The 26,589-nt window shown below is 72.1% G+C and carries 23 protein-coding genes; 15 read left to right on the top strand and 8 right to left on the bottom strand.

Annotation, left to right across the window (positions count from 1 at the left end):
* Positions 1-6 precede the first annotated feature (6 nt).
* Complete coding sequence (locus tag C1A38_RS08330) at positions 7-1,344, bottom strand: glycoside hydrolase family 18 protein (protein WP_102657251.1); 1,338 nt, start codon at positions 1,342-1,344, stop codon at positions 7-9.
* Between the two features lie 209 nt (positions 1,345-1,553).
* Between C1A38_RS08330 and C1A38_RS08325 the strand changes: the two genes are divergently transcribed.
* From C1A38_RS08325 to C1A38_RS08280, 10 genes are all read left to right on the top strand, one after another.
* On the top strand, positions 1,554-2,321 hold the full coding sequence (locus C1A38_RS08325; protein WP_102657250.1) for a (Fe-S)-binding protein: 768 nt from the start codon (positions 1,554-1,556) through the stop codon (positions 2,319-2,321).
* A gap of 17 nt (positions 2,322-2,338) precedes the next feature.
* Positions 2,339-3,748 carry a lactate utilization protein B gene (locus C1A38_RS08320; RefSeq protein WP_102657327.1) on the top strand — a complete coding sequence of 470 codons (1,410 nt, stop codon included), beginning with the start codon at positions 2,339-2,341 and terminating at the stop codon, positions 3,746-3,748.
* On the top strand, positions 3,745-4,347 hold the full coding sequence (locus C1A38_RS08315; protein WP_102657328.1) for a LutC/YkgG family protein: 603 nt from the start codon (positions 3,745-3,747) through the stop codon (positions 4,345-4,347). Before C1A38_RS08320 ends, C1A38_RS08315 begins: the two co-directional genes overlap by 4 nt.
* Before the next feature lie 246 nt (positions 4,348-4,593).
* Complete coding sequence (locus tag C1A38_RS08310; RefSeq protein ID WP_233196707.1) at positions 4,594-5,334, top strand: cellulose binding domain-containing protein; 741 nt, start codon at positions 4,594-4,596, stop codon at positions 5,332-5,334.
* Between the two features lie 68 nt (positions 5,335-5,402).
* Positions 5,403-6,299, top strand: coding sequence for a bile acid:sodium symporter family protein (locus tag C1A38_RS08305; protein WP_102657248.1), 897 nt, complete (start codon positions 5,403-5,405; stop codon positions 6,297-6,299).
* A gap of 174 nt (positions 6,300-6,473) precedes the next feature.
* Entirely contained in the window at positions 6,474-7,847 is a 1,374-nt protein-coding gene (locus tag C1A38_RS08300) for an FAD-dependent monooxygenase family protein (RefSeq protein ID WP_102657247.1), read from the top strand.
* Between the two features lie 81 nt (positions 7,848-7,928).
* Entirely contained in the window at positions 7,929-8,249 is a 321-nt protein-coding gene (locus C1A38_RS08295) for a DMT family transporter (protein ID WP_102657326.1), read from the top strand.
* Positions 8,250-8,399: 150 nt separating this feature from the next.
* Positions 8,400-9,314, top strand: a complete 915-nt coding sequence (locus C1A38_RS08290) for a cation diffusion facilitator family transporter (protein WP_102657325.1) — start codon at positions 8,400-8,402, stop codon at positions 9,312-9,314.
* Positions 9,315-9,452: 138 nt separating this feature from the next.
* Positions 9,453-10,109, top strand: a complete 657-nt coding sequence (locus C1A38_RS08285) for a DsbA family protein (RefSeq protein WP_102657246.1) — start codon at positions 9,453-9,455, stop codon at positions 10,107-10,109.
* Positions 10,106-10,726, top strand: a complete 621-nt coding sequence (locus tag C1A38_RS08280) for a vitamin K epoxide reductase family protein (RefSeq protein ID WP_102657245.1) — start codon at positions 10,106-10,108, stop codon at positions 10,724-10,726. Before C1A38_RS08285 ends, C1A38_RS08280 begins: the two co-directional genes overlap by 4 nt.
* A 30-nt stretch (positions 10,727-10,756) precedes the next feature.
* Here C1A38_RS08280 and C1A38_RS08275 read toward each other — a convergent pair whose 3' ends face one another.
* The 3 genes from C1A38_RS08275 to C1A38_RS08265 form a co-directional block, all read right to left on the bottom strand.
* Positions 10,757-11,362 (bottom strand): DedA family protein, encoded by a 606-nt coding sequence (locus C1A38_RS08275; protein ID WP_102657244.1) that lies wholly within the window; start codon positions 11,360-11,362, stop codon positions 10,757-10,759.
* A gap of 112 nt (positions 11,363-11,474) precedes the next feature.
* Positions 11,475-11,855 carry a YccF domain-containing protein gene (locus tag C1A38_RS08270; RefSeq protein WP_102657243.1) on the bottom strand — a complete coding sequence of 127 codons (381 nt, stop codon included), beginning with the start codon at positions 11,853-11,855 and terminating at the stop codon, positions 11,475-11,477.
* Positions 11,856-11,947: 92 nt separating this feature from the next.
* The gene (locus tag C1A38_RS08265; protein WP_102657242.1) at positions 11,948-14,047 is read right to left on the bottom strand and encodes a cellulase family glycosylhydrolase; all 2,100 of its coding nucleotides are present in this window, start codon (positions 14,045-14,047) and stop codon (positions 11,948-11,950) included.
* A 244-nt stretch (positions 14,048-14,291) separates the two neighbouring features.
* Here C1A38_RS08265 and C1A38_RS08260 point away from each other — a divergent pair, with 244 nt between their 5' ends.
* Positions 14,292-15,485 carry an FUSC family protein gene (locus C1A38_RS08260; protein WP_102657241.1) on the top strand — a complete coding sequence of 398 codons (1,194 nt, stop codon included), beginning with the start codon at positions 14,292-14,294 and terminating at the stop codon, positions 15,483-15,485.
* A 31-nt stretch (positions 15,486-15,516) separates the two neighbouring features.
* Here C1A38_RS08260 and C1A38_RS08255 read toward each other — a convergent pair whose 3' ends face one another.
* From C1A38_RS08255 to C1A38_RS08240, 4 genes are all read right to left on the bottom strand, one after another.
* Positions 15,517-16,050, bottom strand: a complete 534-nt coding sequence (locus C1A38_RS08255; protein WP_233196706.1) for a DUF3558 family protein — start codon at positions 16,048-16,050, stop codon at positions 15,517-15,519.
* Between the two features lie 21 nt (positions 16,051-16,071).
* Positions 16,072-16,596 (bottom strand): hypothetical protein, encoded by a 525-nt coding sequence (locus C1A38_RS08250; protein ID WP_146017483.1) that lies wholly within the window; start codon positions 16,594-16,596, stop codon positions 16,072-16,074.
* A 112-nt stretch (positions 16,597-16,708) separates the two neighbouring features.
* Positions 16,709-19,477 carry a helix-turn-helix transcriptional regulator gene (locus tag C1A38_RS08245; RefSeq protein WP_102657323.1) on the bottom strand — a complete coding sequence of 923 codons (2,769 nt, stop codon included), beginning with the start codon at positions 19,475-19,477 and terminating at the stop codon, positions 16,709-16,711.
* Positions 19,478-19,609: 132 nt separating this feature from the next.
* On the bottom strand, positions 19,610-21,292 hold the full coding sequence (locus C1A38_RS08240) for a hypothetical protein (RefSeq protein ID WP_102657239.1): 1,683 nt from the start codon (positions 21,290-21,292) through the stop codon (positions 19,610-19,612).
* 292 nt (positions 21,293-21,584) lie between these two features.
* Here C1A38_RS08240 and C1A38_RS08235 point away from each other — a divergent pair, with 292 nt between their 5' ends.
* Genes C1A38_RS08235 through C1A38_RS08220 form a run of 4 tightly spaced genes read left to right on the top strand, consistent with a single transcriptional unit; the run spans position 21,585 to position 26,560 of the window.
* Positions 21,585-22,418: an ABC transporter ATP-binding protein gene (locus C1A38_RS08235; RefSeq protein ID WP_102657238.1), complete on the top strand. Its 834-nt coding sequence runs from the start codon at positions 21,585-21,587 to the stop codon at positions 22,416-22,418.
* A 33-nt stretch (positions 22,419-22,451) separates the two neighbouring features.
* Complete coding sequence (locus C1A38_RS08230; protein WP_102657237.1) at positions 22,452-23,438, top strand: ABC transporter substrate-binding protein; 987 nt, start codon at positions 22,452-22,454, stop codon at positions 23,436-23,438.
* A complete protein-coding gene (locus C1A38_RS08225; protein WP_233196705.1) occupies positions 23,435-25,543 on the top strand; it encodes an iron ABC transporter permease in 2,109 nt (702 codons plus the stop codon). The genes C1A38_RS08230 and C1A38_RS08225 overlap by 4 nt, the downstream gene beginning before the upstream one ends.
* A 33-nt stretch (positions 25,544-25,576) precedes the next feature.
* Positions 25,577-26,560: a siderophore-interacting protein gene (locus C1A38_RS08220; RefSeq protein ID WP_102657321.1), complete on the top strand. Its 984-nt coding sequence runs from the start codon at positions 25,577-25,579 to the stop codon at positions 26,558-26,560.
* Positions 26,561-26,589: the final 29 nt, after the last annotated feature.

Below are 26,589 nucleotides of genomic sequence, written 5' to 3'. Positions count from 1 at the left end.
TGACGGCTACCGCGTCGTCAGTCCGAGGCTGATCGTCCTGGTGAGGGTGGCGTTGTCGTCGTCGCCGTCCAGCGACCAGATCATCGCCCCGCCCAGGCCGGTCCGCCGGATGTACAGCGTCTTCTGCAGCACCACCGCCGGATCGTCGTACGTCCAGAAGGTCGTACCGTCGAACAGCCAGGCGTGCCCGGCGCGCAGGTCGCGGTGCACGGCGAAGCCCTTGCCGGTCAGGGTCTTCAGCTGCTTGTAGTCCTCGTAGCCGGCACCGTGGACGGCCGGTGCGGGCCCGGTGGCGGGCTGGAACAGGCCGTTGCCGCCGCCGGTGACGCCGGTCCAGCCCTGACCGTAGTAGGGGATGCCGAGGACCAGCTTGGCCCGGGGCGCGCCGCGGGCGAGCCAGCCGTCGACGGCCACCTCGACGGAGAAGTCCGGGCTGCCCGGAGCGCCGCGCGGCACCCGCAGCGCCGACTGCTGGTTGGTCACCGTCTCCCAGGTGCCGTGGAAGTCGTAACCCTGCACCGTGGCGAAGTCCAGGTACTTGAAGATCTTGCGGCCCTCGTACCCGGCGTCCATGGTCGCCGGGTTGGCCGGCAGGAACGCGGTGAGCGGGTGGTGCCTGCGGGTCGTGCGACCGTAGGCGTCGAGTTGCCGGCGGAACTCGGCGAGCAGCTTGGTGAAGTTCTCCCGGTCCTCCGGGCGGATCACGTTGCCCGGTTCGCCGGGCCAGTTCGGCCACTCCCAGTCGAGGTCGATGCCGTCGAACACTCCGGCGGCGGCACCCGGTCCGCCGCTGCCGCCGTCGAGGATCGGCAGGTTGCCCTTGAGGTAGAGGTCGATGCAGGAGGCCACGAACGCCTTGCGGCTCGCGTCGGTGCGGGCGGCGTTGGAGACGTACGTCGACCAGCTCCAGCCGCCCAGCGAGATCAGCACCTTGAGGTCGGGGTGCTTGGCCTTGAGCTTGGCCAGCTGGCCGAAGTTGCCGTTGAGTGGCTCGCCCCAGGCGTCGGCGACGCCGTCGACGCTCTCCTCGGCCGGTACCGGCCGCTGGTAGTCGGCCCAGGCGTCGCCCTCGCCCGGTCCACCGTCGACGAAGCAGCGACCGTCCTCGCTGACGTTGCCGAAGGCGTAGTTGATGTGGGTGAGCCGGGCGGCCGCACCCGAGGTGTCGAGCTTCTTGACCGGGAAGGCCCGGCCGTAGATGCCCCACTGGGTGAAGTAGCCGACCCGGTGGTACCCGGCACGGCGGTGCTCACCCGCGCTGGCGGTGCTCGGCGGCGCGGCGGTGATCAGCAGGGTGGTCAGGGCGACGAGGGCGGTGAGGCGGCGGTGGCGGAACGGTCGCATCGGCACTCCCACGAGGGATGAAGCGAAATCAGTAAAGAGACCTTCCTGATTGATGAAGCTAGGCGGATCATCGCCTGCGGTCAATAGCCGTCCCGGCCGCACCGTCACGCGGAGCCGCCTCGCTCGCCTGGCGGCGGTCGGTGCGGCAGACTCATGGAGATCGCGCGGCCGCACCGCCGCGCGGCCGGTCACCCGGCGGGAGGTGGGAGATGCGCATCGCGCTGTTCGTGACCTGCCTGGCCGACACCGTGTTCCCCGAGGCGGCGAAGGCCACGGTACGGCTGCTGGAGCGGCTCGGTCACGAGGTGGTCTTCCCGGCCGAGCAGACCTGCTGCGGGCAGATGCACGTCAACACCGGCTACCAACGCGAGGCGCTGCCGTTGATCCGTCGACACGTACGGACCTTCGATCCGTACGACGTGATCGTGGCCCCGTCGGGGTCGTGTGTCGGGTCGGTGCGCCACCAGCACCCGCTGGTGGCCCGACGAGCCGGTGACGACCGGTTGGCCGGCCGGGCCGAGGACGTGGCGGCGCGGACGTACGAGCTGTCGGAACTGCTTGTCGACGTGCTCCGGGTGACCGACGTGGGTGCCTACTACCCGCACCGGGTCACCTACCACCCGACCTGCCACTCGTTGCGGATGCTGCGGGTCGGGGACCGGCCGCTGCGACTGCTGCGCGCGGTACGCGGTCTGGACCTGGTCGAGCTGCCGGACGCCGAGCAGTGCTGCGGATTCGGGGGGACCTTCGCGGTGAAGAACGCCGACACCTCGACGGCGATGCTCGCCGACAAGATGCGTCACGTGCTGTCCACCCGGGCGGACGTCTGCACCGCGAGCGACGCCTCGTGCCTGATGCACCTCGGCGGCGGCCTGTCCCGGCTGCGTACCGGGGTCCGGACGGTGCACCTCGCCGAGATCCTGGCCGCCACCGAGCGCAGCGCGATCACCGGTGAGCGCACGGCGGTGCGGCCGTGACCCACACCTTCCTCGGCATGCCGTCGACCGCGCCGCCCGGCGTGGGGCACCTGCGCGGCACGGAGCCGTTCCCGAGCGCGGCCCGGCGCAGCCTCGCCGACCCGCAGCTGCGGCGTAACCTCGGGCACGCCACCGCGACCATCCGGGCCAGATCGGCCGGGATGATCGCCGAGGTGCCGGACTGGCAGCAGTTACGCGAGGCCGGCCGGGCGATCAAGACCGACGTCATGGCCCGTCTGCCGGAACTGTTGGAGCAGCTGGAGGCGCGGGTGACCGAGGCCGGTGCGGTGGTGCACTGGGCTGCCGACGCCACCGAGGCCAACCGGATCGTCACCGACCTGGTGCGGGCCACCGGCAGCGAGCGGGTGATCAAGGTCAAGTCGATGGTCACCCAGGAGATCGGGCTCAACGAGGCACTGGTCGCCGCCGGGATCGCGCCGGTGGAGACCGACCTGGCCGAGTTGATCGTCCAACTCGGTGACGACCGCCCGAGCCACATCCTGGTCCCGGCCATCCACCGCAACCGGGCCGAGATCCGGGAGATCTTCCTGCGGGCCATGCCCGGCGTGGATCCCGGGCTGACCGACGAGCCGGCCGCCCTGGCCGCCGCCGCCCGTAACTACCTGCGGCAGACGTTCCTCACCACGAAGGTGGCCGTCTCCGGGGCCAACTTCGCCGTGGCGCAGACCGGCACCCTCGCGGTGGTGGAGTCCGAGGGCAACGGACGGATGTGTCTCACCCTGCCGGAGACGCTGATCACCGTGATGGGCATCGAGAAGGTGGTGCCGACCTGGCAGGACCTGGAGGTGTTCCTGCAACTGCTGCCCCGCGCGTCGACGGGGGAGCGGATGAACCCGTACACCTCGATGTGGACGGGCGTGACGCCGGGTGACGGGCCGCAGGCGTTCCACCTGGTGCTGCTGGACAACGGGCGCAGCGCCGTACTGGCCGACCCGACCGGCCGGCAGGCGCTGCACTGCATCCGCTGCTCGGCCTGCCTGAACGTCTGCCCGGTGTACGAGCGCACCGGCGGACACGCCTACGGGTCGGTCTACCCGGGGCCGATCGGGGCGGTGCTGTCCCCGCAACTGACCGGGGTGGCCGACAACGCGTCGCTGCCGTACGCCTCGTCGCTCTGCGGCGCCTGCTACGACGCGTGCCCGGTGAAGATCAACATCCCGGAGCTGCTTGTGCAGTTGCGGGACCAGGCGCCCCACCCGCGCGCCGAGGCGGCGGCGATGGCGGCGGCCGCGTACACGATGGACCATCCGCGGCTGTACGAGGCGGCGCAACGGGCCGTACGGCTGAGCCGGCTCGCCGGGCGGCGTGGGCGCGCGCTGCCACCGCCCCTGGACGGCTGGACCGCAAGTCGTGATCTGCCCGACCCGCCGGCGCAGACGTTCCGCCAGTGGTGGGCCGGGCGATGAGCTCCCGGGACCTGCTGCTCGGCCGGTTACGCGCCGCCCTCGCCGCCGGCGGCCCGCAAGTCCCCGTCGAGGTGCCCCGGGACTACCGGCACGGCGGCCCGCTCGACCTGGACCGGTTCGTGGCGCGGCTGATCGACTACCGGGCCCAGGTACACCGGGTGAGTGAGGACGCCGTCGCCGACACGATCGCCGCGATCCTGCCGGCGGGAGCGACAGTCGTCGTACCGCCGGGGTTGCCGTCGGGCTGGTTGCCGTCGACGGTGACCGTCCGACCCGACCACGACCTCGACAATGGACGGATCGCGGCGGCGGACGCGGTGGTCACCGCTGCGGCGGTCGCCGTCGGCGAGACCGGCACGGTCGTCCTCGACGGCTCGCCCGACCAGGGGCGGCGCGTGCTCAGCCTGCTGCCGGACCGGCACGTCTGCGTGCTGCGGACGGCCCAGGTGGTGGCGACCGTGCCCGAGGCGCTCGCCCGGCTCACCCCGCAACGGCCGCTGACCTGGATCAGCGGTCCGTCGGCCACGAGCGACATCGAACTCAGCCGGGTGGAGGGCGTGCACGGGCCACGCACTCTGCACGTCGTCCTGTTGCCCTGATCCGGCGACCATGCGGCCGGCGCAAGGCCCGTTCGGTCGATGGCCGTCTCCGGTCGGGCCCCGGATCGTCGTCACGACAACCGTTGTATCGACGATCGTCGACTGAAAGACTTGGTGCGGATCGCGTGGGGAGCCGCGCGATTCGTTACAGGGCAAGGGGACGCACGGGAAAACCCCGTGCCGGGCCGTCCTCCTCCAGTAGGAACAACCGGCCGCCGCGAGCGGTGGCCGACTCGGGAGGTACGGATGAAACGCATGTTCGGCGTGGTGCTGGCCACCGCGACCCTGACCCTGGCCGCCGGGCTCGTCACGCCCGCCGTCGCGCAGACCGCACCCGTGGCGACCCCGACGCCGTCGCCGACCCCGGTCTGCCCACCGGTGCTGCCGATCAACGCCATGGTGACCGGGACGACCGCCACCAGCGTGTCCATCACCTACAGCGCGTTCGTCGTCCCGCCCTGCGGCTACGACCCGCCGATCACGTTCCATTTGTTCGGCAGCCACGACGACGCCATCGACTGGCAGAACCCGATCGCCCAGGGCACCTCGGGACCGGAACGCTCCGGCACGGTCACCATCGACGGGTTGACCCCGGGCACCGAGTACTGGTTCCGGATCAGCGACGCGCACGGCGTACGGGACCGGTACGTCATCGGCGGGCCGGCGCGGACCGGGCTGCCGGCACCGTGCACCGCGACCGCCACCGTCGACAGTGGATGGGGAAGCGGCTTTGTCGCCACGGTCACCGTCCGCAACACCGGTGCCGACCAGCTCAACGGATGGCGCGTGCGCCTGAGCTGGCCCGGCGGCGGCAGCGTCCAGTCGATCTGGAACGCGGTGGTGGAGACGACGTCGACCGAGGTGACGGCGCGGCACGCCGAGTACAACCGCGTCCTGGCACCGAGTGCGTCGACGACCTTCGGTCTGCTGGCCGCGACCAGCAGCGTGCCGACGGGGCTCACGCTCAGCTGCGAGCGGTGGTCCTGACAACTGCCGCAGTATCCGGCCACACGGATGATGGTGAATGCGTTACCGGGTGGTAACGATGTTGTGTCATGGACTCCGCCCTGACCCTGATCGGACTACCCATCGCCCTCGGCGTCATCATGCTCGGTCTGGGTCTCGGCCTGACCGTCGCCGACTTCCGCCGGGTGGCCCACCATCCGAAGGCCGCCGTGATCGCGCTGGCCTGCCAGGTGCTGCTGCTGCCGGCGCTCTGCTTCGGCCTGGTGCTCGCCTTCGGTCTGCCGCCGGAACTGGCCGTCGGGATGATGCTGCTCGCAGCATCGCCCGGCGGCACCACGGCCAACCTCTACAGCCACCTCTTCGGCGGGCACGTCGCGCTCAACATCACGTTGACCGCCATCAACTCGGTGCTCGCCGTGTTCACCCTGCCGATCGTGGTCAACCTGTCGGCGGCGTACTTCCTCGGCGACGCGCGCAGCATCGGTCTCCAGTTCGACAAGGTGCTCCAGGTCTTCGCCATCGTGCTCGTCCCGGTCGCCATCGGCATGCTGGTCCGCGCCTGGGTTCCCCGCGTCGCCGAGAGCCTGAACCGCCCGGTGCGCATCCTGTCCGTCGTCGTGCTCGTCGCGGTGATCGCCGGTGCCGTGATCGGTGAGCGGGACAACCTGGCCGACTACTTCGTCTCGGTCGGTCTCGCCGTGCTCGCGTTCAACCTGGTGAGCCTCGGGATCGGCTACGGAGTGCCCCGGCTGGCCGGCACCGACCGCGCTGCCGCCAAGGCGGCCGGATTCGAGATCGGCATCCACAACAGCACGCTGGCCATCACGATCGCGCTCAGCCCGGCGTTGCTCAACAGCAGCCAGATGGCGATCCCGGCAGCCGTCTACGGCGTCGTCATGTTCTTCACCGCCGCCGCCTTCGGCTATCTGGTGAATCGCGTCGGCACCCGGACCAGCACCTCTGCAAGCGGTGCCACCGCCGTTTGAGGTAGGCGACTGTCGTGACGCTGACAATCCGCGGGGCAACGGGTGACGCCCCGTGCGGGTACAACGATCGTTGAACGTTCATGCCATCACCCGCTTCCGCCGTTCTGTCGCTGCCGTGACGCCACGGCAGGCGTGCGCGGGCAGCACCGTCCCGGACCCCTCTTTGGAGAGCCCATGTCCCTCTCTCCGGCCCAGGTCTTCGCCACGTTGAACGCGGTGCGACCTCTCGACCAGCCGTCGCCGTTCATCGACAAGGCCGTCGTGCTCGGCGGCAGTGTCGCCGGTCTGCTGGCCGCGCGGGCGTTGGCGGAGCACGCGCACAGCGTCGTCGTCATCGATCGGGACAACCTGCACGTCCCGGGCCACCGGCCCGGCGTTCCGCAGGGGACGCAACTGCATGCCCTGCTGCCGGGCGGCTTCCTGCAACTCGAGCGGCTCTTCCCCGGGTTCGGCAGGCAGGCCGTGGCCCAGGGAGCGATCGAGGCGCCGCCCGAGGCCCGCCGCTCCTACCTCGACGGGCGGTTGAAGATCGTCGTGCCGGACGACGCCGACAGCCTGGCCGGCAGCCGGCCGCTGTTGGAAGGGCTGATCCGGCAGCAGGTCCTGCGGTTGCCAAACGTCAAGACGATCACCGCCCGCGCCACCGGTCTGGTCTTCGACGGCGTCGTCACCACCGGGGTCCGCTACGAGGCCGGTGGCGCATCCGGCACGGAGAACGCGGATCTCGTGGTGGACGCCATGGGCCGGTCGAGCCGGCTCTCCGACTGGCTGGAGCAGGCGGGCTGGGAACGGCCCGAGATGGGGCGGATGAGCGTGCACCTCAACTACGCCACCGCGCTGTTCCGGCGGCGGGAGGACAAGCCGCAGCACACCGTCGTGCTGGCGCTGAACAGCCCGCGGACCTCGGCGGCGGTGGCCGGGGCGGCGTTCTTCGCCATCGAGGACGGCAGGTGGATGGCGATGATGGCCGGGTACGCGGACAATCGTCCGGGCCGCACGCCCGAGGACTTCGTTCGCCGGCTGCGCGAGTTCCCGCCCGAGTTCCACGAGGTCGCCGACAGCGAACTGCTCGGCGATGTGCAGACCTACCGCCACGCCGACAGCCGGCGGCGGGACTTCCACAGGCTGAGCCGCTTCCCCGCCGGGCTGGTCCCGGTCGGCGACGCCGTCGCGTCCTTCAACCCGGTGTACGGGCAGGGCATCACGGCGGCTGCCCTGCACGCCGCCTGCCTGTCGACGTACCTGCGCACCGGGCCGGATCTGCGGCAGCCGGCCCGCGAGTTCCTGGCCCTGCAGCAGGTCGTGGTCGACGCCGCGTGGTCGATGTCGACCTCCGCCGACCTGGCCCTGCCGCACGTCGACGGTCCGTACCCGCGTGGCTACCGGTTCTCCCGCTGGGTCAGCCGGCAGATCGTCGACGCGACGATCACGGACATCGCCACCGCCCGCCGGTTCAACGACGTGGTGTCCCTGTGCGAGCACCCGAACTCGCTGGCCAGGCCCGGGGTCATCCTGGGTGCGCTGCGGGCGAACCTGCGGGCCCGGTGACGAGGCGCGCCGCTGGTGTTCGCCGCGCCCGACCGGCACAGTGACAGCCGTCGGCTCAACCGCAGTGGAACGGAGTGCATGGTGGCGTACGTTTTCCTGCTGCTCGCTATCGCCGCCGAGGTCACCGGCACGAGCCTGCTCAAGGCCACCGAGGGATTCACCCGCCTGTGGCCGACGCTCGGGCTGGCCGTGGCCTACCTGACGGCGTTCGCGCTGCTCGCCCAGGCGGTGAAGGGCATCGAGGTCGGTGTCGCGTACGCCCTGTGGTCGGGGTTGGGCACCGCGGCGATCGTGGCCATCGGCGCGACAGTGCTCGGTGAGCCGCTGACCGTCACCAAGGTGGTCGGGGTCGGTCTGATCATCGCCGGCGTCGTCCTGCTCAACCTGCGCGGCGCGCACTGACGTCCCGGCGTGACCATGCTGGTCACGCCGGGGCCGGCCCCGCAGCAATTTGCGCGAACCGCGGTACCGGCCGCCCACCGACCACTAAAGTTGCACTTATTGCAATGCCCGCATATGTTGATCGCCGACGGCTGGGCGGGAGGTCGCACGATGGGTGCCGGGCACGACCACGGGCAGCAGGTGCTGCGCGCCGGAGAGAAGCACCGTGGGCGGTTGTGGGCGGCTTTCGCCCTGCTTGCCGTCTTCATGGTGGTGGAGGCGGTCGGAGCATGGGTGACCGGCTCGCTGGCGCTGCTGTCGGACGCCGGGCACATGTTCACCGACGTGCTCGGCATCGGCATGGCCCTCGCCGCGATCACCGCGGCCAGCAAGGCCTCCCGCGACGGCCAACGCACCTTCGGGCTGTACCGGATGGAGGTGCTGGCGGCACTGGCCAACGCGGTGCTGCTGTTCGGGGTCGCCGTCTACGTGGTGGTCGAGGCGGTACGCCGGTTCGACGAACCGCCGGAGGTGCTGGTCGGCCCGATGCTGATCGTCGCCGTGGCGGGTCTGGTCGCCAACGTCGTGGCGTTCCTGCTGCTGCGCTCCGGCTCCAAGGAGAGCCTCAACGTGCGCGGGGCGTACCTGGAGGTCCTCGGTGACCTGCTCGCCTCGGTCGGCGTGATCGTCGCCGCCGTGGTGATCGCGGTGACCGACTGGTGGTACGCCGACCCGATCGTCGCCGTGGCGGTGGGCGTGTTCATCCTGCCCCGCACCTACAAGCTGGGCCGGGCCGCCCTGCGGGTGCTCGTCCAGGCCGCGCCGCCACACGTGGACATCGCCGAGGTACGGGCCGGACTGCGCGCCCTCGACGGCGTCGCCGACGTGCACGACCTGCACGTGTGGACCCTGACCTCGGGCATGGAGGTGGCCTCGGCGCACCTGAAGCTGACGGCCGGGGCGGACCTGGGCCGGGTGCTCAGCAGCGCCCGGCAGATCCTGCACGACCGCTTCGCCATCGAGCACGCCACCCTCCAGGTGGAGCCGCAGGACGCCGAAGACGTGTGCCACGGCGCGCACTGGTGACATCCGGGCGGAGCCACGACCGCCCGGTGCGGGGCCGGCGGCGCGGGCTGTCACTCAGCTGAGGCGCGTGGTTTTCAGGAAGCTGACAGGAAACCCGGCCAGCATGGGGCGCACCCGCACCGAAAGGCTGGCTCCGGCATGACGAGGAATACGCGACTGACCCTGGCGATGATCCTAGTGCTCATCCTCGCCATGATCGTTGTGATCGCCGTGAACCGGAACACCAACCGGCCCGCCGCCAGCGGCGCGCCGGTCGACCCGGCCGTGCTGGTCCGCGACGACAGCCACCGGCTCAGCACGGCGGCCGACGGCAAGGTCACCCTGGTGGAGTTCCTCGACTTCGAGTGCGAGGCATGTGGCGCGGTCTACCCGTCGATCACCGAGATCCTGGACACCTACCAGGACCGGATCACCTTCGTGGTGCGCTACTTCCCGATCGCCAGCCACCCCAACGCCGACCTGGCCGCCCGCGCCGCGCAGGCCGCCGCCGAGCAGGGCCGGTTCCCCGAGATGTACGCCACGCTGTTCGAGAACCAGGCGCAGTGGGGACACCAGAGCACCGCGCAGACCGACAGGTTCGTCGGGTACGCCCGCGATCTCGGCCTGGACGTGGACCGTTTCCGGCAGGACCTGGAGGCTCCGGCCACCGCCCAACGGGTGGCCGCGGATCGGGCCGACGGTGAGACCGTCGGGGTGCGGGGCACTCCCACCTTCTTCCTCAACGGCCGGGAGCTGACCGGAGTCCGTACCCAGTCGGACATGGTCGCCGCCATCGACGCCGCGCTCGCCCAGTGACCGCCACCGTCGCCCGCCGTCCCGAGACGCCGCAGGCCGGATTCGTCGCCCGGGTCACCGCCTGGGTCCTGGCCGTCGGCGGCGGCATCGGACTGCTCGCCGCGGGCACCCTGACCGTCGAGAAGATCAACCTGTTGGCCGACGCCGACTACGTGCCCACCTGCAGCATCAACCCGATCCTGTCCTGCGGCTCGGTGATGACCACGCCGCAGGCCGCCGCCTTCGGCATTCCCAACCCACTGCTCGGCATCGCCGGCTTCGCCGTGGTCACCACGCTCGGCGTCCTGCTGCTGGCCCGGGTGCGGCTGCCCGGCTGGTGCTGGCTGGGCCTGCAGGCCGGGGCCACCCTCGGCGTCGTCTTCGTGCACTGGCTCATCTACCAGAGCCTCTACGTGATCTCGGCGCTGTGCCCGTACTGCATGGTGGTCTGGGTCGTCACCATCGCGATTTTCCTTTACACCAGCCTGCGTAACCTCGGCGCGGTCGCGCCGACGTCGCCGCTGGCCCGGCTCTCCGGTCTCGCCGGCTATCACAGCCTCATCCTGGTCGCCTGGTACGTGCTGATCATGCTGGCCATCCTGGTCCGCTTCTGGGACTACTGGTCCACCCTCTGGTGAGCCCGCCCGCCTGACAATGGGTGGGCTCGGTCAGTGCGCCCGCCGGCGGTGCCGCCAGAACGCCAGCAGGGCGAGCACCACGATCACGGCGAGCAGCGTGTACGTGCCGATGCCCAGTTCCCGCTCCAGATAGCGGTAGGAGGCCGAGCCGAGGTAACCGAGCGTCGCCACCGCCACCGCCCAGAGGAGCCCGCCGGTGACGTTGGCCCAGCCGAACGTGCTGCGCCGCATGCCGCTGGCACCGGACACCAGCGGCACCAGCACCCGCAGCACGGCCACCCACCGGCCGATCACCACCGCCACAGCTCCTCGGTCGGCGACCAGGCGTCGGGCCCGGTTCAGGTCGAGGCGACGACGGAGCACGGCCGGCGCGCGGGCCAGCACCCCGGGCCCGTACCGGCGGCCCAGCAGGTAGCCGACCTGGTCGCCGAGGCAGGCCCCGACGGCCGCGGCGACGATCACCGCCCACAGCGGCAACCCACTGAGGTGAGCCACCACGCCGCCGACAAGCACGACGGTCTCACCGGGTATGAGCAGCCCCAGCAGCGTCGAGGACTCCAGCGCGGGCAGCAGGAACACCAGAGCCAGCACGACCAACGGCGGCAGCGCGGCGATCCCCGCCAGTACCCGGTCCATCTGCTGATTCTGGCGCTTCGCGACGGCCCGGCGGGCAGGCGAACCGGGAAACCGCTCGGGTCGTCGGGAAACCAGCGGCCCCGGCTCCGTGCGACGGCTGTGTCGTTCGGGCCTACGGCGCGGGGACGACCTCCTGGCCCAGCGGCCAGATCGCGGCCGGGACGAGCTTGAAGTTGGCCACCCCGAACGGGATGCCGATGACGGTGAGGCAGAGGCTGACGCCGGCGACGATGTGGGACAGGGCGAGCCACCACCCGGCGAGCACGACCCAGATGACGTTGGCGACGCCGGAGGCGACACCGACGCCGGGCTTGGGGACCAGGGTGCGGCCGAAGGGCCACAGCGAGTACGACGCCAGCCGCAGCGACGCCACCCCGAAGGGGATGGTGACGACGAGGACGAAGCAGATCAGAGCGGCGATGCCGTAGCCGATCGCCAGCACGAGCCCGCCGCCGAAGATGAGCCAGAGCACGTTCAGTACGAATCGGATCATGAACCAATCATGACCGGTGCGCGCCACCGACCCCGGGGGAGGGCCGGGCACCCCACAGGCGGCGGCCGGGGAGGCCGGTGGCGCGCGGCGGGTCAGCCGGCCTGGCCGGTGACGCTGGTGCCCGACTTCGTGACGCGGTAGGTCACCTGGGCACCGCTCCAGAAGTGGAAGGTGAGGGTGACCGGGCTGCCGTCGCGTACCTCACCGAAGAAGGTGTCGGTCAGGGTGATCCGGTTGCCGGTGTAGTCGGGGGAGAAGGTGACGTCGAACTCCTTGAACGACGTCCAGTCGTGCGGTCCGGCGTTGCTGCCGTCGGCGTACCGCGCCTCCATGGTGGCGAGCTGGTCGCCGCGGAACTGGGTCGCAATGGCGAAGGAGGCGGTCGTGCCGGTGGCGTTGGACAACACCGGCGGGTCGTGGCTGATCACGTCGATCCGCCACGGTACGCCGGCCGAGAAGCGCGCCTGGAGGGTGGCGTTGACGCCGTACGCCCGGTTGCCGACCAGTCGGGTCAACGCGCTGGCGGTCAGCGTCAGCTGGTTGCCGGAGACGGTGTAGTCGGTGCCCCGGACCAGCTCGGTGCTGCCCTGACGCAGACCGGAGAAGGTGGTGCCGTTGAGGTTGAGGGTCAGCGTCCTGGCGGTGATCGAGCCGGTACGCGGCACGTACACCTGGTCGGAGGAGGCGGTGCCGGAGCGGGTCGTCCAGCTCGACTTGATCTGGTTGATCAGCTCCGCGTCCCGCCAGACGAAGGTGGTCCGGTTGAAGTGCTGGCCGTTGTCCCAGAGCTGGGTGGTGAGCTGTCGGTGCCGGGCGTAGTAGCCGAAGTACTCGAAGAACTTCAGCTTCTCGCCCTGCTGGATGGTGCCGGTGTGCCGGTCGAAGCCGAGCAGGCCGTACTCGCCGATGACCACCGGGATGCCTCGGGTGACGAAGGCGTTGTAGACCCGGTCGAAGGCGTCGACGAGGTCCTGCTGGGTGGTGGCGTCGAAGCGGGTGCCGCCGGCGACGTTCACGCTGAACGGCCAGTAGCCGTAGAAGTGCACGGTGGCGATCAGGTTGCGGTCGTTGAGCTGGTTGATCGTCGTGGTCAGCTCGTTGATCCGGGCCTGCTCGGAGGAGGTGTGCAGGGTCGGCAGGACCAGCATCCGGGTGGCGTTGTTGCCACCGGAGGCGCGCACGATCCGGTGGAAGTTGACGTTCAGCTCGTGCAGCAGCTGCGCGTTCTGGGCGTCACCGGAGCTGTTGGCGAACTGCGGCTCGTTGACGCTCTCGAAGTGCAGCTTCGGTGAGGCGTCCCGGAACGCCGCGGCGATCTGGGTCCAGAGCGCGTTGTACCGGTTGAGTACGGTCGTCCGGTTGGTCGGCATCTCGTGGATCCACTGCCACGAGTCGTGGTGCAGGTTGATCATCACGTAGAAGCCGTCGTCCAGGGCCCAGCCGACGACCTCCTTGATCCGGTTCAGCCAGGCCGGGTCGATGGTGTACGACGGCGCCGGACCGTGCCGGTTGCTCCAGGTGACCGGGATCCGGATGCTGTTGAACCCCTGCGCCCGGATGGCGTCCAACTGGGCCTCGGTGACCCGCGGGTTGCCCCACGCGGTCTCGTCGTCACCGACGGAGTCGAAGGTGTTGCCGAGGTTCCAGCCCGGCTGCATCGCGGCCACGTAGGCCATCGCGTCACCGGTCGGCGGCGGGGTCGTCGGCGGCGGGTCGGTCGGCGGCGGCGTGGTCGGGGGAGGGGTGGTCGGGCCGACGCTGCCGGTGCAGGTGACCCCGTTGAGCGCGAACGAGGTGGGGGCCGTGTTGCTGCCCGACCACGAGCCGTTGAAGCCGAACGACACCGTCTGGTTGGTGCCGAGCGCCGCGTTGTAGCTGACGTTGGCGGCGGTGACGTCGTTACCGGCGGCGGTGACGGTGGCGTTCCACGCCTGCGTCACCCGTTGACCGGAGGGGAAGGTCCAGGTCAGCCGCCAGCCGTTGAGCGGGTCGCCGAGATTGGTCAGGTCGACGTTCGCGGTGAAACCGCCCGGCCACTGGCTCGGCGCGGAGTAGACCACCCGGCAGCCGGCCGCCGCGTGGGCGGCGCCCGCGCTGACCAACCCGACCCCGGCCAGCAGGGCGGCGACCCCGGCGCCGACCACGCCCAGTCGCCATCGTGTCCTTCGTAGTGTGCCGCGCAGCCCGGCCATGACGCTCCTCGTGTGGTGATGGTGTCGACGGGTGGCTGGCCGCGTGTCACCGGACCGCCGGCAACATCCGGCCGGCTCGCACAATAAGTTGGGATCATGAACTTTGTCAATCGACGTACCGCGATGTAAAGGGCTTCTGTGCAGGTGGCACGGCAGTTCGCAATTCGGCCGTGTCGCCTGGATGTGCGACGCGTTCGGGAACAGGCGGTGTGAATGAGCGTGGCCCGTCGGGGTAGTCGGCCGCGTGGCGGCGGGCGAGCGGATCGGGAGCTGGGCGCGTGGCGCCGCCGGCTCGGCGAGGGACCGGGTCGCGGGCACGGTTGCCGCACTCAGCGTCCGGGCCGACTGGCGGGAGCGGCGACGGACCCTGGAGCTGTACGCGATCCTCGCCGTGCAGGCGGGGGTGGCCGCCGCGCTCGCCTGGTGGGTGGCGCACAACCTGCTGCACCATCCGTCACCGGTATTCGCCCCCACCGCCGCCGTCGGCACCATCGCCGCGGCCATCGGCCGACGCACCCGGCGTACCGTCGAACTGCTGCTCGGCGTGCTGGCCGGGCTGCTGGTCGGCGACGCCCTGATCGCGGTCATCGGCACCGGCCCCTGGCAGACCGGCACCGTGGTCACCCTGGCCATCCTGCTCGCGCTGAGCCTGAGCCGGGGCGGACAGGTGGTCACCCAGGCCGGCGGCACCGCCGTGCTGATCGCCACGCTGGCACCGGTGCAGCGCGGACTGGAGGTGCCCCGCATCGTCGACGCCGTGATCGGCGGGGTGACCGCCGTGGTGGTGGTCGCCGTCCTGCCGGTCAACCCGGTACGGATCATCCAGCGGGCGGCGCGTCCGCTCTTCGCTGCCCTGATCCAGCACCTGCACGACGCCGCGGAGGGCATCTCCCACGGTGACTACCCGGCCGTGGCACATGCCCGGGACGCCCTGGGCGGCCTGGACCCGCAGCTCAAACTGCTCAACGACGCGGTCTCCGGAGCCGGGGAGGCGGTGGCCATCTCACCGGCGCGGTGGCACCGGCGCAGCGAGTTCGAGCACTACGAACGCGGCACCCGCTACCTCGCCCTGGCCATCCGAGGCGGCCAGGAGATGCTGCGCCGGGCGGCCACCGCGATCCGCGACGACGAGCCGGTGCCACCCGGGCTGGCCGCCGCTGTGCACTACTTCGGTGACGCCCTCGCGCTGCTCCAGGTCGAGGCGGAGAGCGGGCGTCACACCGACCGGTCCGAACAGCTGATCCTCAAGGCGGTGGACCGGGCCGCCGAGGCGTACGCCGAAGGGGTCGGCTTCTCCGGCAGCGTGGTGGTGGCGCAGATCCGTACCGTCGCCACCGACCTGCTGCGCAGCCTCGGCTGTGACGAAGAGGAAGCCAGCGGCGTGATCCGGAAACGCTTCGACGCGCAGCACGAGACCACCGAGAGTGACCCGACGTGACCGACCGCCCGGCGTGACCGACCGGGGCGGATCAGAGCCGGCCGGCGACCGTCCGCGCCAACTCGGTCAGCCGCTCGTCGTACTTGGCCATGTCGTCGGTGCGGACCAGCCGGATGGCCACCCAGACCCCGGAGACGTTGACGAAGACCATCCCCTCCTCGAGGTACGCCTCGTCCCCGATGCCGGACAGCGTCTCGAACTCGTGCTTCAGGTCGCGGTCGATGTCCAGGATCTTCTTCGCCCCGTCGCCGACGTGCACCTCGACCTGCGCCACCGGCCCCGAGACGGGCCCGGTGAACCAGCAGGTCTCCCCGCTCGGCAGCGGGTCATCCAGCGGCGTACCGGCCAGCTTCTCGGCATCCTCCTTCGAGACCAGCGCGCAGGCGTCGACCGGCGCCGCGGCGGGGGGCTCCGGTGCCTCGGTGGCCTCGGTCGGTGGCGCGGGCTCCGACGGCTGCGCCGGTGCCGGCGGTGCCGCCGCAGGCTCCGTACCGCCGCAGGCGGCCAGGACGGTGAGAACGGTGGCCGCCGCGGCGAGTCGGGCGACGGAGGTCAGGTGCCGCACGGTGTCTCCTTCGTCGGGGCTTCAGTTCGGCAGGGCGTCGGCCAGCTTGCGCATCGCCTGGGCATATCCGTCGGGCTCAGCGCCGAGACGCTGGAAGCTGCTCAGCGTCACGGTGAAGCTGCCCGCCCCGTTGATCACCACCGCTTCCGCCTCGATGTCCTTCACCGCCAGGTAGCTCTTGTCGCCGACGCCGAGGTCGGTCACCGACTGGTAGATCTGGTCGGCCTGCTGGCGCTGGTAGTCGTAGGTCATCTCACCGGCGACCCGCGACGCGGTGGTCACGGTGAGCAGGGCGATGCCGTCACCGAAGCTGCAGTTGCCCTTGTCGTCGAGTTGCTGGCCGACGATCCCGGTGACCTGCTCGGCGGTGAAGGGGCAGGCCGGCCGGACCGCGTCGGCACCGTCGACGGGCAGGTCGAGATCGGCGTCCGAACCGGCATCCGACCCGGCGTCCGGACCGGCGCCCCGTGTCGCCGGTTCGCTGTCGCCGCAGCCGGTCAGTGCCAGCGCCGTCGCGAGCAGCACAGGCAGAATCAGTCGTCGCACCGGTCCGTTCCCCCTCCTCCGCCCGGCCGGCAGCGCTGCGCATCAGCACCTGCGACAGTCGGGGTGCACTCGACGGTACGGCCGCCCCCCGGGGAAGGAATCCGGTGTTTCCCTAGCCTTTGTGGCCGCCGGCCGATACCGCGTCGGCGCTGACCCGGGCCAGTGCCGCGTTGAGTTCGGCCCGTCGGGAGATGCCCAGCTTGCGGTACACGCGGGACAGGTTCGTCTCCACCGTCTTGGGGCTGACGAACAGTTCGTCGGCGATGGCGCGGCTGGTCCGTCCGAGCGCGGCGAGCCGCGCCACCCGCTCCTCGGTGGCGGTCAACGCCGACGGCGCCGGGGGCCGCCCACCCAGCCGGGCCGCCTCCGCCCGGGCCCGCGCGGCGAACGCCGCCGCGCCCAGCGCGTCGAATTCGGCCGCTGCCGCCGTGAGCGCCTCCCGAGCCGGGCGTTTACGGCGCAGCCGCCGATGCACCACTCCGGCGACCAGCAGGCAGCGGGCCCGATCCAGGGGCAGCACGTGCGGCGCCACCGCCGCGCGGGCGGCGGCGAGGTCGTCGAGGGCGGCCGACGGGTCCCCGCCCTCGGCGCTGTCCAGCAGGGCACGACTGCGGGCCAGGCCCAGCAGCGTCCACGGTCGCGGCAGGCGGCGGTGCCGTTCGGTCAGCCGGTGCAGGGCGACGCGGGCGGTGGCGAGATCACCGGCGGCCACGCACGCTTCGATCCAGTCCGGCTCGAAGCGCTGCGCCAACGGCTCGGCCAGCCCCATCCGGTCCACCAACGCGGCCAGCCGACCGTAACCGGCCGCCGCGTCGGCGACCCGGCCGGCGCAGAGCGCGACGAACGCGCCGAGTTGCAGGTGGATCCGGCGGCACCAGTCGTCGTCGAGGTCCTCGCCCAGGCGTACGCCCGCCTCCGCCACCTGCGCCGCCGCGTCGAGCCGCCCCCGCAGGGCGTCGAGCAGCCCGGTCAGCCAGGTCTCCGCGGTCAACTCGGTGCCCAGCAGCTCACCGAGGTCACGGGCCGCCGCGATGTGCCGTTGCGCCATCGACCAGCGTCCGGCGAGCAGTTCGGTCTCACCGAGATGCTTGAGCAGTTCGTACTGGGAGGGTTCGTCACCGCGCGCCGCCGCCCGGTCCAACAGCCGGGTCAGCCGATCCCGGGCCCGGTCGGGATCGTCGATCCCCTTCCACCAGACCGCCGGGATGGTGCCCGCCAACCAGGACGGTTCCGGCCCTTCCATGGCCAGTGCCCGGTCGAGCAACTCGGTGCGGGGTGGCGCACCGGCGCGTACCTCGCTGTTGAACAGGTGCAGCAGCGCCGCGGCCAGCAGTTCCCGGTCCCCACCCGGGCCGCTGAGCAGGGCGATGGCCGACTCCGCGTGGGTACGCGCCGGGTCCGGCAGGTCGACGAAGAGGGCCAGGTGGGCGTGGATCCGGCCGGCGAGCAGGGAATCGGGCTGCGTGGCGGCCAGGGCCCGCCCGGCGGCCGCCAGCGCGGTGCCGCCCGGCTCGTCGGCGCTCCATGCGACCACGGCGCGCAGCAGCAGCGCCTCGGCGCGGACGTGACCGGTGAAGCTGGCGGCCACCTCATCGGCGGCCGTCCGGGCACCCGGATGGTCGCCACAGTCGAACCGGCACCGGGCCGCCGCCAGCAGCCGCTGCCCCAGGGTGGGGCGGTCGTCGGCCGGGGTCAGCCGCGCGGCTGCCTCGTAGAGGTTCGCCGCCGCGTCCGGCGCACCTCGGGTGTGTTGCCGCACGGCGGCTGCGGCGAGGGCGTCGGCCACCACCGGATCGGCCCCGGTGGTGCAGGCGGCCAGCTGGCGTACCCGTTCGTCGGGGTCGGCGACCACCCCGGCCAGCCTGCGGTGCAGCCCTCGGCGGACACCGGGCGGAATGCCGGCCCGCACCGCCGCCGCGTACACCGGATGGGTGAACTCCACCCGGGCCGGTGTCACCGCCAGCAGCCCGGCCTCCTCGGCGGCGTCGAACGCGCGTGGCCCCACGCCCGCCGCGGTGAGGTCCCGCAGCAGGGGGACGCTGAGCAGCGCCGCGAGCCGGACGGCGTCGCGGCACCGGGCCGGCAGTTCGGCGAGCACGTCGGCGAGGAGTTGATGCATGGACGAGGCGACAGGTAGCTCCTGTGCCGGCTCCGGTGGCTTCGGCAGCCGCTGCACCGCGCGGGCCACCTCGATGGCGACAAGCGGATTGCCGCCGGCTTCCCGGGCGATGCGGGCCAGCAGCGGGCGGTCGAGACCGGCACCGACCCGCTCGCGCAGGACATGATGCAGCGCGTTCACACCCAGCGGCGTCACCTCCAGCCGAGTCAGCCGGCCGGAACCCGCGTCGAGCCCGAGCGGGGCCGCCGGCACCGCCGGCCCGCTCGCGCTGCGGCTGCTGACCAGGGTGGCCGGTCCCGGGCCGACCCGGCGCAGGGCGAACCGCAGGGCACGTTCGCTCGGCCGGTCGAGCCAGGGCGCGTCGTCCACGGCCAGCAGCACCGGCCGGCCCGAGGCGAGCGCCGCCTCCAGCAGCGACCGGGTGGCCGCCCCGATCACGCGTTCGTCGATCGTCTCGTCGCTGTCGCCGGTGACCAGGACCGTCTCGGCGGCGATGCGCTGCGGACGCGGCAGCTCCGCCGCCAGGTCGGCCAGCGGGCGGAGCAGGTCGGCGAGGGCGGCGAAGGGGAGTTCGGCCTCGCATTCGGTCGGCGCGCAGGAGAGCACGAGCCAACCCGACCGGGCCGCCTCGGCGGTCAGCGCCCGCAACAGCGCGGTCTTGCCGATGCCGGCGGGGCCTTCCAGCAGCACCTGCCCCGGCTCGCCCAGCGAGCGCCAGGCCTGGTCGAATACCTCGTCCCGGCCGACGAGCGCACGCCGCATGGGGCGATTCTGGCACCGTGCACCGCCGGTGACCATCGTGCGGACGCCTGACGCGCCGAGCACGTTCAGCGGTGCCGGAGGCGCGAAACGCCCGGCCCCACGCTCCACAGCGGCGTAGGGCCGGGCTCGTGATCAGTGTGTCGACGGCTGCGGCGCGCGATCGGCCGCGTCGTCCTCCTGGTCCTCGGGCTGCCCGGCGAACCAGTTGATGCCCGCCGGACCGCCGGCGAGCGCCGCCTCGGCCCGCGCCAGCGCGGCGGTCGGCATCGGTACGGTCGGCCCGAGGTGCGCCTGCCCTGCCCGATCGCCCTCGACGGCCGGTTCGCTGCCGCCGGGTGCCTCCAGACTCGGCGGGGCCGGGCGGGTCTCAGCAGCCGTCCCCGGCGTCGGCTGGCCGTCGGCCCCGGCGCCACCCGCGGTCGCCTCGCGGGCACCGCGTTCGGCCGTGGCGTCGGGCACGATCGGCTCGGACTCCGGTGCCGGGGTCGGCGGTCGGTGCCCGGTGCGGGCACCGACCATCGGATACTCGGCGGTCTCGCCACCACCGGCCGCAGCGGCCATCACGGCTGCGGCGGCGAGGTCGGCGACCCGCTTGGCCTCCCGCTGCACCCGCGCCCGGGTCTCCTTGGCGTGCCGTTCGGCGGCCTCGACGGCCCGGCGCACCTCGTCCAGTCGCTGGCTCTCCGCCGCGAGATCCCGGACAGTCTCCTCCAGCTGTTGCCGCAGCCCGGTCAGCTCGGCCTCGGTGGCTTCCTTGCCCCGCCGCGTCTCGTCGAGCTGCCGGCGGGCGGTGTCCAGCTCCTCCCGCACCCCGGCCAACGCGTCCTGCTGCTCGCCGATCTCCAGCTGCACTGCGTGCAGGTGCTCCTCGGCGGCTGCGGCCTGCTCGTCGCTGTGCCTGCGGACCTCGGCGGCCTGCTCGTCGGCGCGCTTGCGGATCTCCGCGGAGTACTGCTGGGCGTCCGCGATCATCGAGCTGACCCGCTGCTCGGCGGCGCTGCGTTGGGCGGCCAGCTCGCGTTCGACGGTCGCGCGCTGCTCGGCCAGATCCTCCTCGGCCGCGGCGCGCCGCTCGGCCAGCTCCTCCTCGACGGCCGTTCGCCGCTGGGCCAGCTCCTGCTGGCTCTTCGACCGGGCCGCCTGGATCTCCTGGTGGATCTGGGTACGCGCGGAGGTGGTCAACGCCTCCGCCGCCGCGCGGGCCTGCTCCACCTGCTGGCGGCACTGTTCCCCGATGCGGTGGGCCTCCTGCTGGGCGCGCTCGTGTGCGGCCTCGCCGTCGGCGCGCAGCTTGTCGGCCCGCTCCCGGCTCTCCGCCAGCTCGGCATCGGCGGCCGCCCGGAGTTCCTCGTACTTCTTGTCGTGCTCGGCGCGGCGGGCGGCGAGCTCCTCTTCGAGGTCGGCAAGCGCCTTGACGGTGCGTTCCCGGGCATTGGCGAGGGTCTTCTCCGCCTCCGCCTGCAGCTTGTTGGCCCGCTGGGTGTGCGTGTCGATGATCGCCGCGGCCTGCTTCTCCGCGAGGTCCAGGATCTGGCCGACCATCGGGCCCACATCCTGGAAGGTCGCCTTGTCCAATTGCGCCGGTCGCTGCCGCAGATCGGCGACCTCGGCCTGGGCCGCCTGGAGTTTGGCGGTCAGCTCCCGAGCGCGCCCCAGGGCCCGGTCCCGCTCGGCCGAGACCGTGCTGAGTTGACCGTCCAACTGCTCCACATAGCGGTCGACCTGCTTTCTCTCGTAACCGCGCAGGGTCACCTCGAAGGTCGGCCGTGAGGCCAGGTCGTCGCGGATGGCGTACGGCTCCTCGCCGATGGACATGCCTCATCCTCCGTACGATCGCGGATCGGCGCACCGGCGACCCGGCGGCGATGACGCGCAACGCTACCGCCGCTCGTGTCGATCTGTCGTCCCACCCCGGTACGTTTTCGCGTTCCCCGAGGGGCGGTTTCGCAGGTGTGGGCAGCGAGGGTTGCCGAGTGTGTCCGGCCGGCGACCGAAGGGGGTCGGAGTCGGTCGGCGGCATCGATGTTCTCCGACCGGGACAGGGCCCCGCGGGACGTGAAGGGGGTCCGCGTCTTGACACGAAGTTAGGTTAGGTTAACCTAACCGCATGTCGAGCGGACTGGCGTCGAACGACGCTGACCAGCGCCTACGTGGCGTCGACCTCTGCCTGGGATATCACGGTACGGCAGTGGTTCACGGCGCCTCGATCGGGCTACGTGCCGGAAAGGTGACCGCCCTCGTCGGCCCGAACGGTAGCGGCAAGTCCACCCTGCTGCGCGCGTTGGCCCGGCTGCACCCGATCGACACCGGCACGGTGGTCTGCGCCGACGGGATCGCCGCGGCCAGCCTGCCGGCCAAGGAGTTCGCCCGCCGGGTCACCCTGCTCGCCCAGAGCCGACCGGTGCCCAACGGCGTCACCGTCCGTGATGTGGTCGGCTACGGCCGCCACCCCTACCGGGGCCGCTGGCGCACCGACGACCCCGAGGGCCCGGCCGCGATCGCCCGCGCGATGGCGGTCACCGGGGTGACCGCGATGGCCGACCGGCCCGTCGACGAACTCTCCGGCGGCGAACTCCAGCGGGTCTGGCTGGCCACCTGCCTGGCCCAGGACACCGCGGTGCTGTTGCTCGACGAACCCACCACCTTCCTCGACCTGCGCTACCAGATCGAGATCCTCGACCTGATGCGCGACTTGGCCGACGAGCACGGCGTCGCGGTCGGCGTGGTGCTGCACGACCTCAACCAGGCCGCCGCGGTGGCCGACGAGGTGGTCCTGCTGCACAACGGCCGGATCCGTGCCACCGGCACCCCGGCGCAGGTCTTCACCGAGACCGACCTGACCGAGACGTACGGCATTCGCATCGAGGTCGCCACCGATCCCCTCACCGGTCTGGTGACCACCCGCCCCGTGGGACGTCACCTGACCCGAATCCCGGTCTGAACCCGGACCGGTCCTGCAACGAGAAAGAACACCATGTTCCGTACCCGTGTCACCGCCCTGGTCGCCGCCACCGCCACCGCGCTGCTGCTGGCCGCCTGCGGCACCACCGAGAACACCGCCGAGCCCGCACCCTCCGCCTCCGCCGCCGGCGGACCGGTCACCGTGACCGACAGCCGCGGCAAGGAGATCAAGCTCGACAGCCCCGCCACCAAGGTCGTCGGCCTGGAGTGGGGCGAGGTCGAGATGCTGGTCAGCCTCGGCGTCATGCCGGTCGGTGTCGCCGACCCCAAGGGCTACGCCACCTGGGTGACCGCCGCCAAGCTCGACCCCGCGGTCAAGGATGTCGGCACCCGCGGCGAACCCAGCGTCGACTCGATCGTCGCCCTCGCCCCCGACCTGGTGGTCGTCTCGGACGGTCGCGGCGCCGCCCTGCTGGACCAGCTGGAGAAGTACGTCCCCGTGCTGGTGACCAAGAGCAGCGACGCCACCGACAACGTGGGCCGGATGCGCGCCGACCTCAACATGATCGCCAAGGCGGTCGGCAAGACCGCCGAGGCGGAGAAGCTGCTCGCCGACTTCGACGCCGCCCTGGCCGACGGCAAGAAGAAGATCGCCGACGCCGGTGCCGCCGGCAAGCCGTTCGCCATCGCCGACGGCTGGAAGGAAGGCAGTACCGTCAGCATCCGGATGTTCGGCCAGGGTGCCTTCGTCTCCCAGCTCGGCATCCAGCTCGGCCTCACCAACGCCTGGACCGGCAAGGTCGACGAGGTATGGGGCCTGGGCCAGACCGACGTCGAGGGCCTGACCGGGCTCAAGAGCCCCGACCTGCACTTCTTCTACAACGCCTCGGACGGCACCGACGTCTTCGCCGAGGGCCTCGCCGACAACGCGATCTGGAAGTCGCTGCCCTTCGTCAAGCAGGGCAACCTGCACCGGATGCCGGACGGCATCTGGACCTTCGGCGGGCCGCTCTCCGCCAAGCAGTACATCGACCAGTTCGTCAACACCTACGCGGTGTGACCGAGCTGTCCGCGCCTCCGCGTTCGGAGTCGGCCCTCGGGCCGGCTCCGGCCGGACGCCTCCCCGGTACCCGCATCGTCGGGGCCTTCATCGCGGCCACCGCGCTGGCGCTCGTGGTCGCCGTCGTACACCTCACCCAGGGCACCTCCGCCGTGGGCGCGCTCGACCTGCTGCGCCTGCTCACCGGCGGTGACGACGAAACCGTACGGGTGCTCGTCGCCTCCCGGATGCCCCGGTTGCTCGCCGGGCTGACCATCGGTGTCGCGCTCGGCTTCGCCGGTGCGGCCCTGCAGTCCATCGCCCGCAACCCGCTGGCCTCGCCGGACACCCTCGCCGTCAACGCGGGCGCCCACCTGGCCATCGTCTCGGTCGCCGCGTTCGGCATCGCGTTGCCCGCGTTGCCCGCCGGCGGGCTCGCCTTCTGTGGCGGCCTCGCGGCGGCGGGACTGGTGATGGCGATGTCCTCCGGCGGGCAGGCCGGCACCACCCGGCTGATCCTCGCCGGCTCGGCCACCGCACTGGCGCTCAGTTCGGTGTCCATGCTGCTGCTCCTGCTCTTCGAGCAGGCCACCATCGGCCTGTTCGCCTGGGGCAACGGTTCGCTGGTGCAGAGCGACCTGAACGCGCTCACCCAGCTCGCCCCGATCATCGGCCTCGCCATCGTGGCGCTGATGCTGCTCGGCCACCGCCTCGACATCCTCGCCCTCGGCGACGACACCGCCTCCGTGCTCGGTCTCGATGTGCGGCGTACCCGGCTGATCGTCACTGTGCTGGCCGTCCTGCTCTCCGCTGCGGCGGTCACCCTCACCGGGCCGGTCGGATTCGTCGGCCTCTGCGCGCCGGTGATCGTCCGGCTGCTCGGGCCGCTGGTGCCCGGCGTACACCGTCACCGGGTGCTGCTGCCGCTCTCCGGCATCGCCGGAATGGTCATCGTGCTCGGCTCCGACGTGCTGCTGCGGGCCGCGATGGGTGCCCAGGCCGGTGTCGACATTCCCACCGGCGTGGTGACCACCCTGCTCGGCGCGGCCATCCTGATCTGGCTGGCCCGACGGCACCGCGACGCCGGCCCCACCCGCCGACCGCCGGGCGGTCACGCCGCCGTCCGCTCGGCCGCCTTCCACCGCACCGTCGTCGTCGTGGTGGCCACGGTCGCCACCGTCGGGGTGGTGGTCGGCATGCTGGCCGGGGACACCTGGGTGCTCCTCGGTGACCTGGTCAACTGGGTCAACGGCAACACCGGGCCGGCGTACACCTTCGTGCTTGACCAGCGATGGCCTCGCGTCGCCGCCGCCCTGCTGGCCGGCGCGGCACTGGCGGTGGCCGGCACCACCGTGCAGGCGGTCTGCCGCAACCCGCTGGCCGAGCCCGGCATCCTCGGCATCACCGCCGGCGCCGGACTGGGCGCGGTGTCGCTCATCACCTTCGTGCCGCTGGCCAGCGTCTGGGCCGTCTCCGGAATGGCCGGGCTCGGCGCGATGCTCGCCTTCGCCCTGGTCTACGGCGTGGCGTGGCGCGGTGGGCTCAGCTCCGATCGGCTGGTGCTGATCGGGTTCGGGGCGTGGCAGGGCGGCATGGCCCTGATCACCTTCCTGATCGTCTCGCACGACCCGTGGAACACGGGCAAGGCGCTGACCTGGATGTCCGGCTCCACCTACGGCCGTACCGCCACCCAGGTGCTGCCGGTGGCGATCGCGCTGCTGGTGCTCACCCCGGCCGTGGTCGCCGCCCGCCGCGAGTTGGACCTGATGGCGTTGGACGACGACACCCCCCGGGTGCTCGGAGTCCGGCTGGAACGCACCCGACTGGTCGCGCTCGGCGCGGCGGCGCTGCTCACCGCCACCGCGGTCTCCGCCGTCGGCGTGATCGGGTTCGTCGGTCTGGTCGCCCCGCACGCCGCCCGCGCCCTGGTCGGCGGTCGACACGCCCGGGTGCTTCCGGTCGCCGCGCTGCTGGGCGCGGCCCTGGTCAGCGTCGCCGACACCCTCGGCCGCACCGTGATCGCCCCGGCACAGATCCCCGCCGGTCTGGTCACCGCCCTGATCGGCACCCCGTACTTCGTCTGGCTGCTGTGGCGCTCGCGTGCCTCAGCCCCTCAGTCCCGGTAACCGGTCCGCGTGGCCCGCACCCTGGAAGGCAGCATGACCAACACCCTGCCCGTCGCACCGTGGCGGTTGTTCTCCGTCGAGATCCGCGCGGTACGCCGGCTCAGCCCGTCCTTCGTCCGGGTCACCTTCACCGGCCCGGACCTGGACCGCTTCGCCGACAACGGCTACGACCAGCGGATCAAGCTGGCCCTGCCGCTGCCCGGCCAGCGGGCGGTCTACCTGCCGCAGGGCCCCGACTGGTATGCGCAGTGGCGGGCGCTGCCGGAGCACCAGCGCAACCCGATCCGCACCTACACCGCCCGAGCGGTCCGGCCGCACCTGCACGAACTCGACGTCGACCTGGTGCTGCACGGCGACGGTGGCCCGGCGAGCCGGTGGGCGCAGCAGGTCCGCCCCGGCGACGAGATCGCCATCGCCGGGCCGGACGCCGGCTACGAGGGCGACCACGGTGGACTGGAGTTCCGCCCGCCGTCGACCGGGTGCCTGCTGCTGGCCGGGGACGAGACGGCGGTCCCGGCGATCAGCGGCATCTGCGAGCGGCTGCCGCTGGACGCCTGCGGCCGGGTGCTGCTGGAGGTTCCCGACGCGGCGGACGTCCTGCCGCTGGTCGCGCCCCCCGGCGTCGAGGTCATCTGGCTGCCCCGCAACGGCGCACCGCACGGTGACCGGCTGATCGGCGCCGTCGCCGACGCGGCCCGTGACCTGCTCGCCGCGTCAGGCGGTGGCCAGCACCAGCAGTCCACCCCACAGCCGGGCGTGCCCGTGGCCGTCGCCGGGGCGATGGCCGGCGCCGGGGCGGCCGACGGTGCGCCGGTCGACGACGTGGACGTGGACACCACGATCCTCTGGGAGGTCCCCGACGTACCGCCGTCGGCCCCGCTCTACGCCTGGCTGGCCGGGGAGGCGGGCGTCATCCGTACCCTGCGCCGCCACCTGGTCTCCGACTGCGCCCTCGACCGTCGCGCCGTCGCCTTCATGGGCTACTGGCGCCAAGGCCGCCCCGACCCCACCTCCTAACCCCCACCCACCCCACCCCCACGCCCACG

The organism is Verrucosispora sp. ts21, assembly GCF_002879555.1.
Taxonomy (GTDB): Bacteria; Actinomycetota; Actinomycetes; order Mycobacteriales; family Micromonosporaceae; genus Micromonospora; species Micromonospora gifhornensis.
This window is presented reverse-complemented; position numbering and strand designations above follow the sequence as displayed.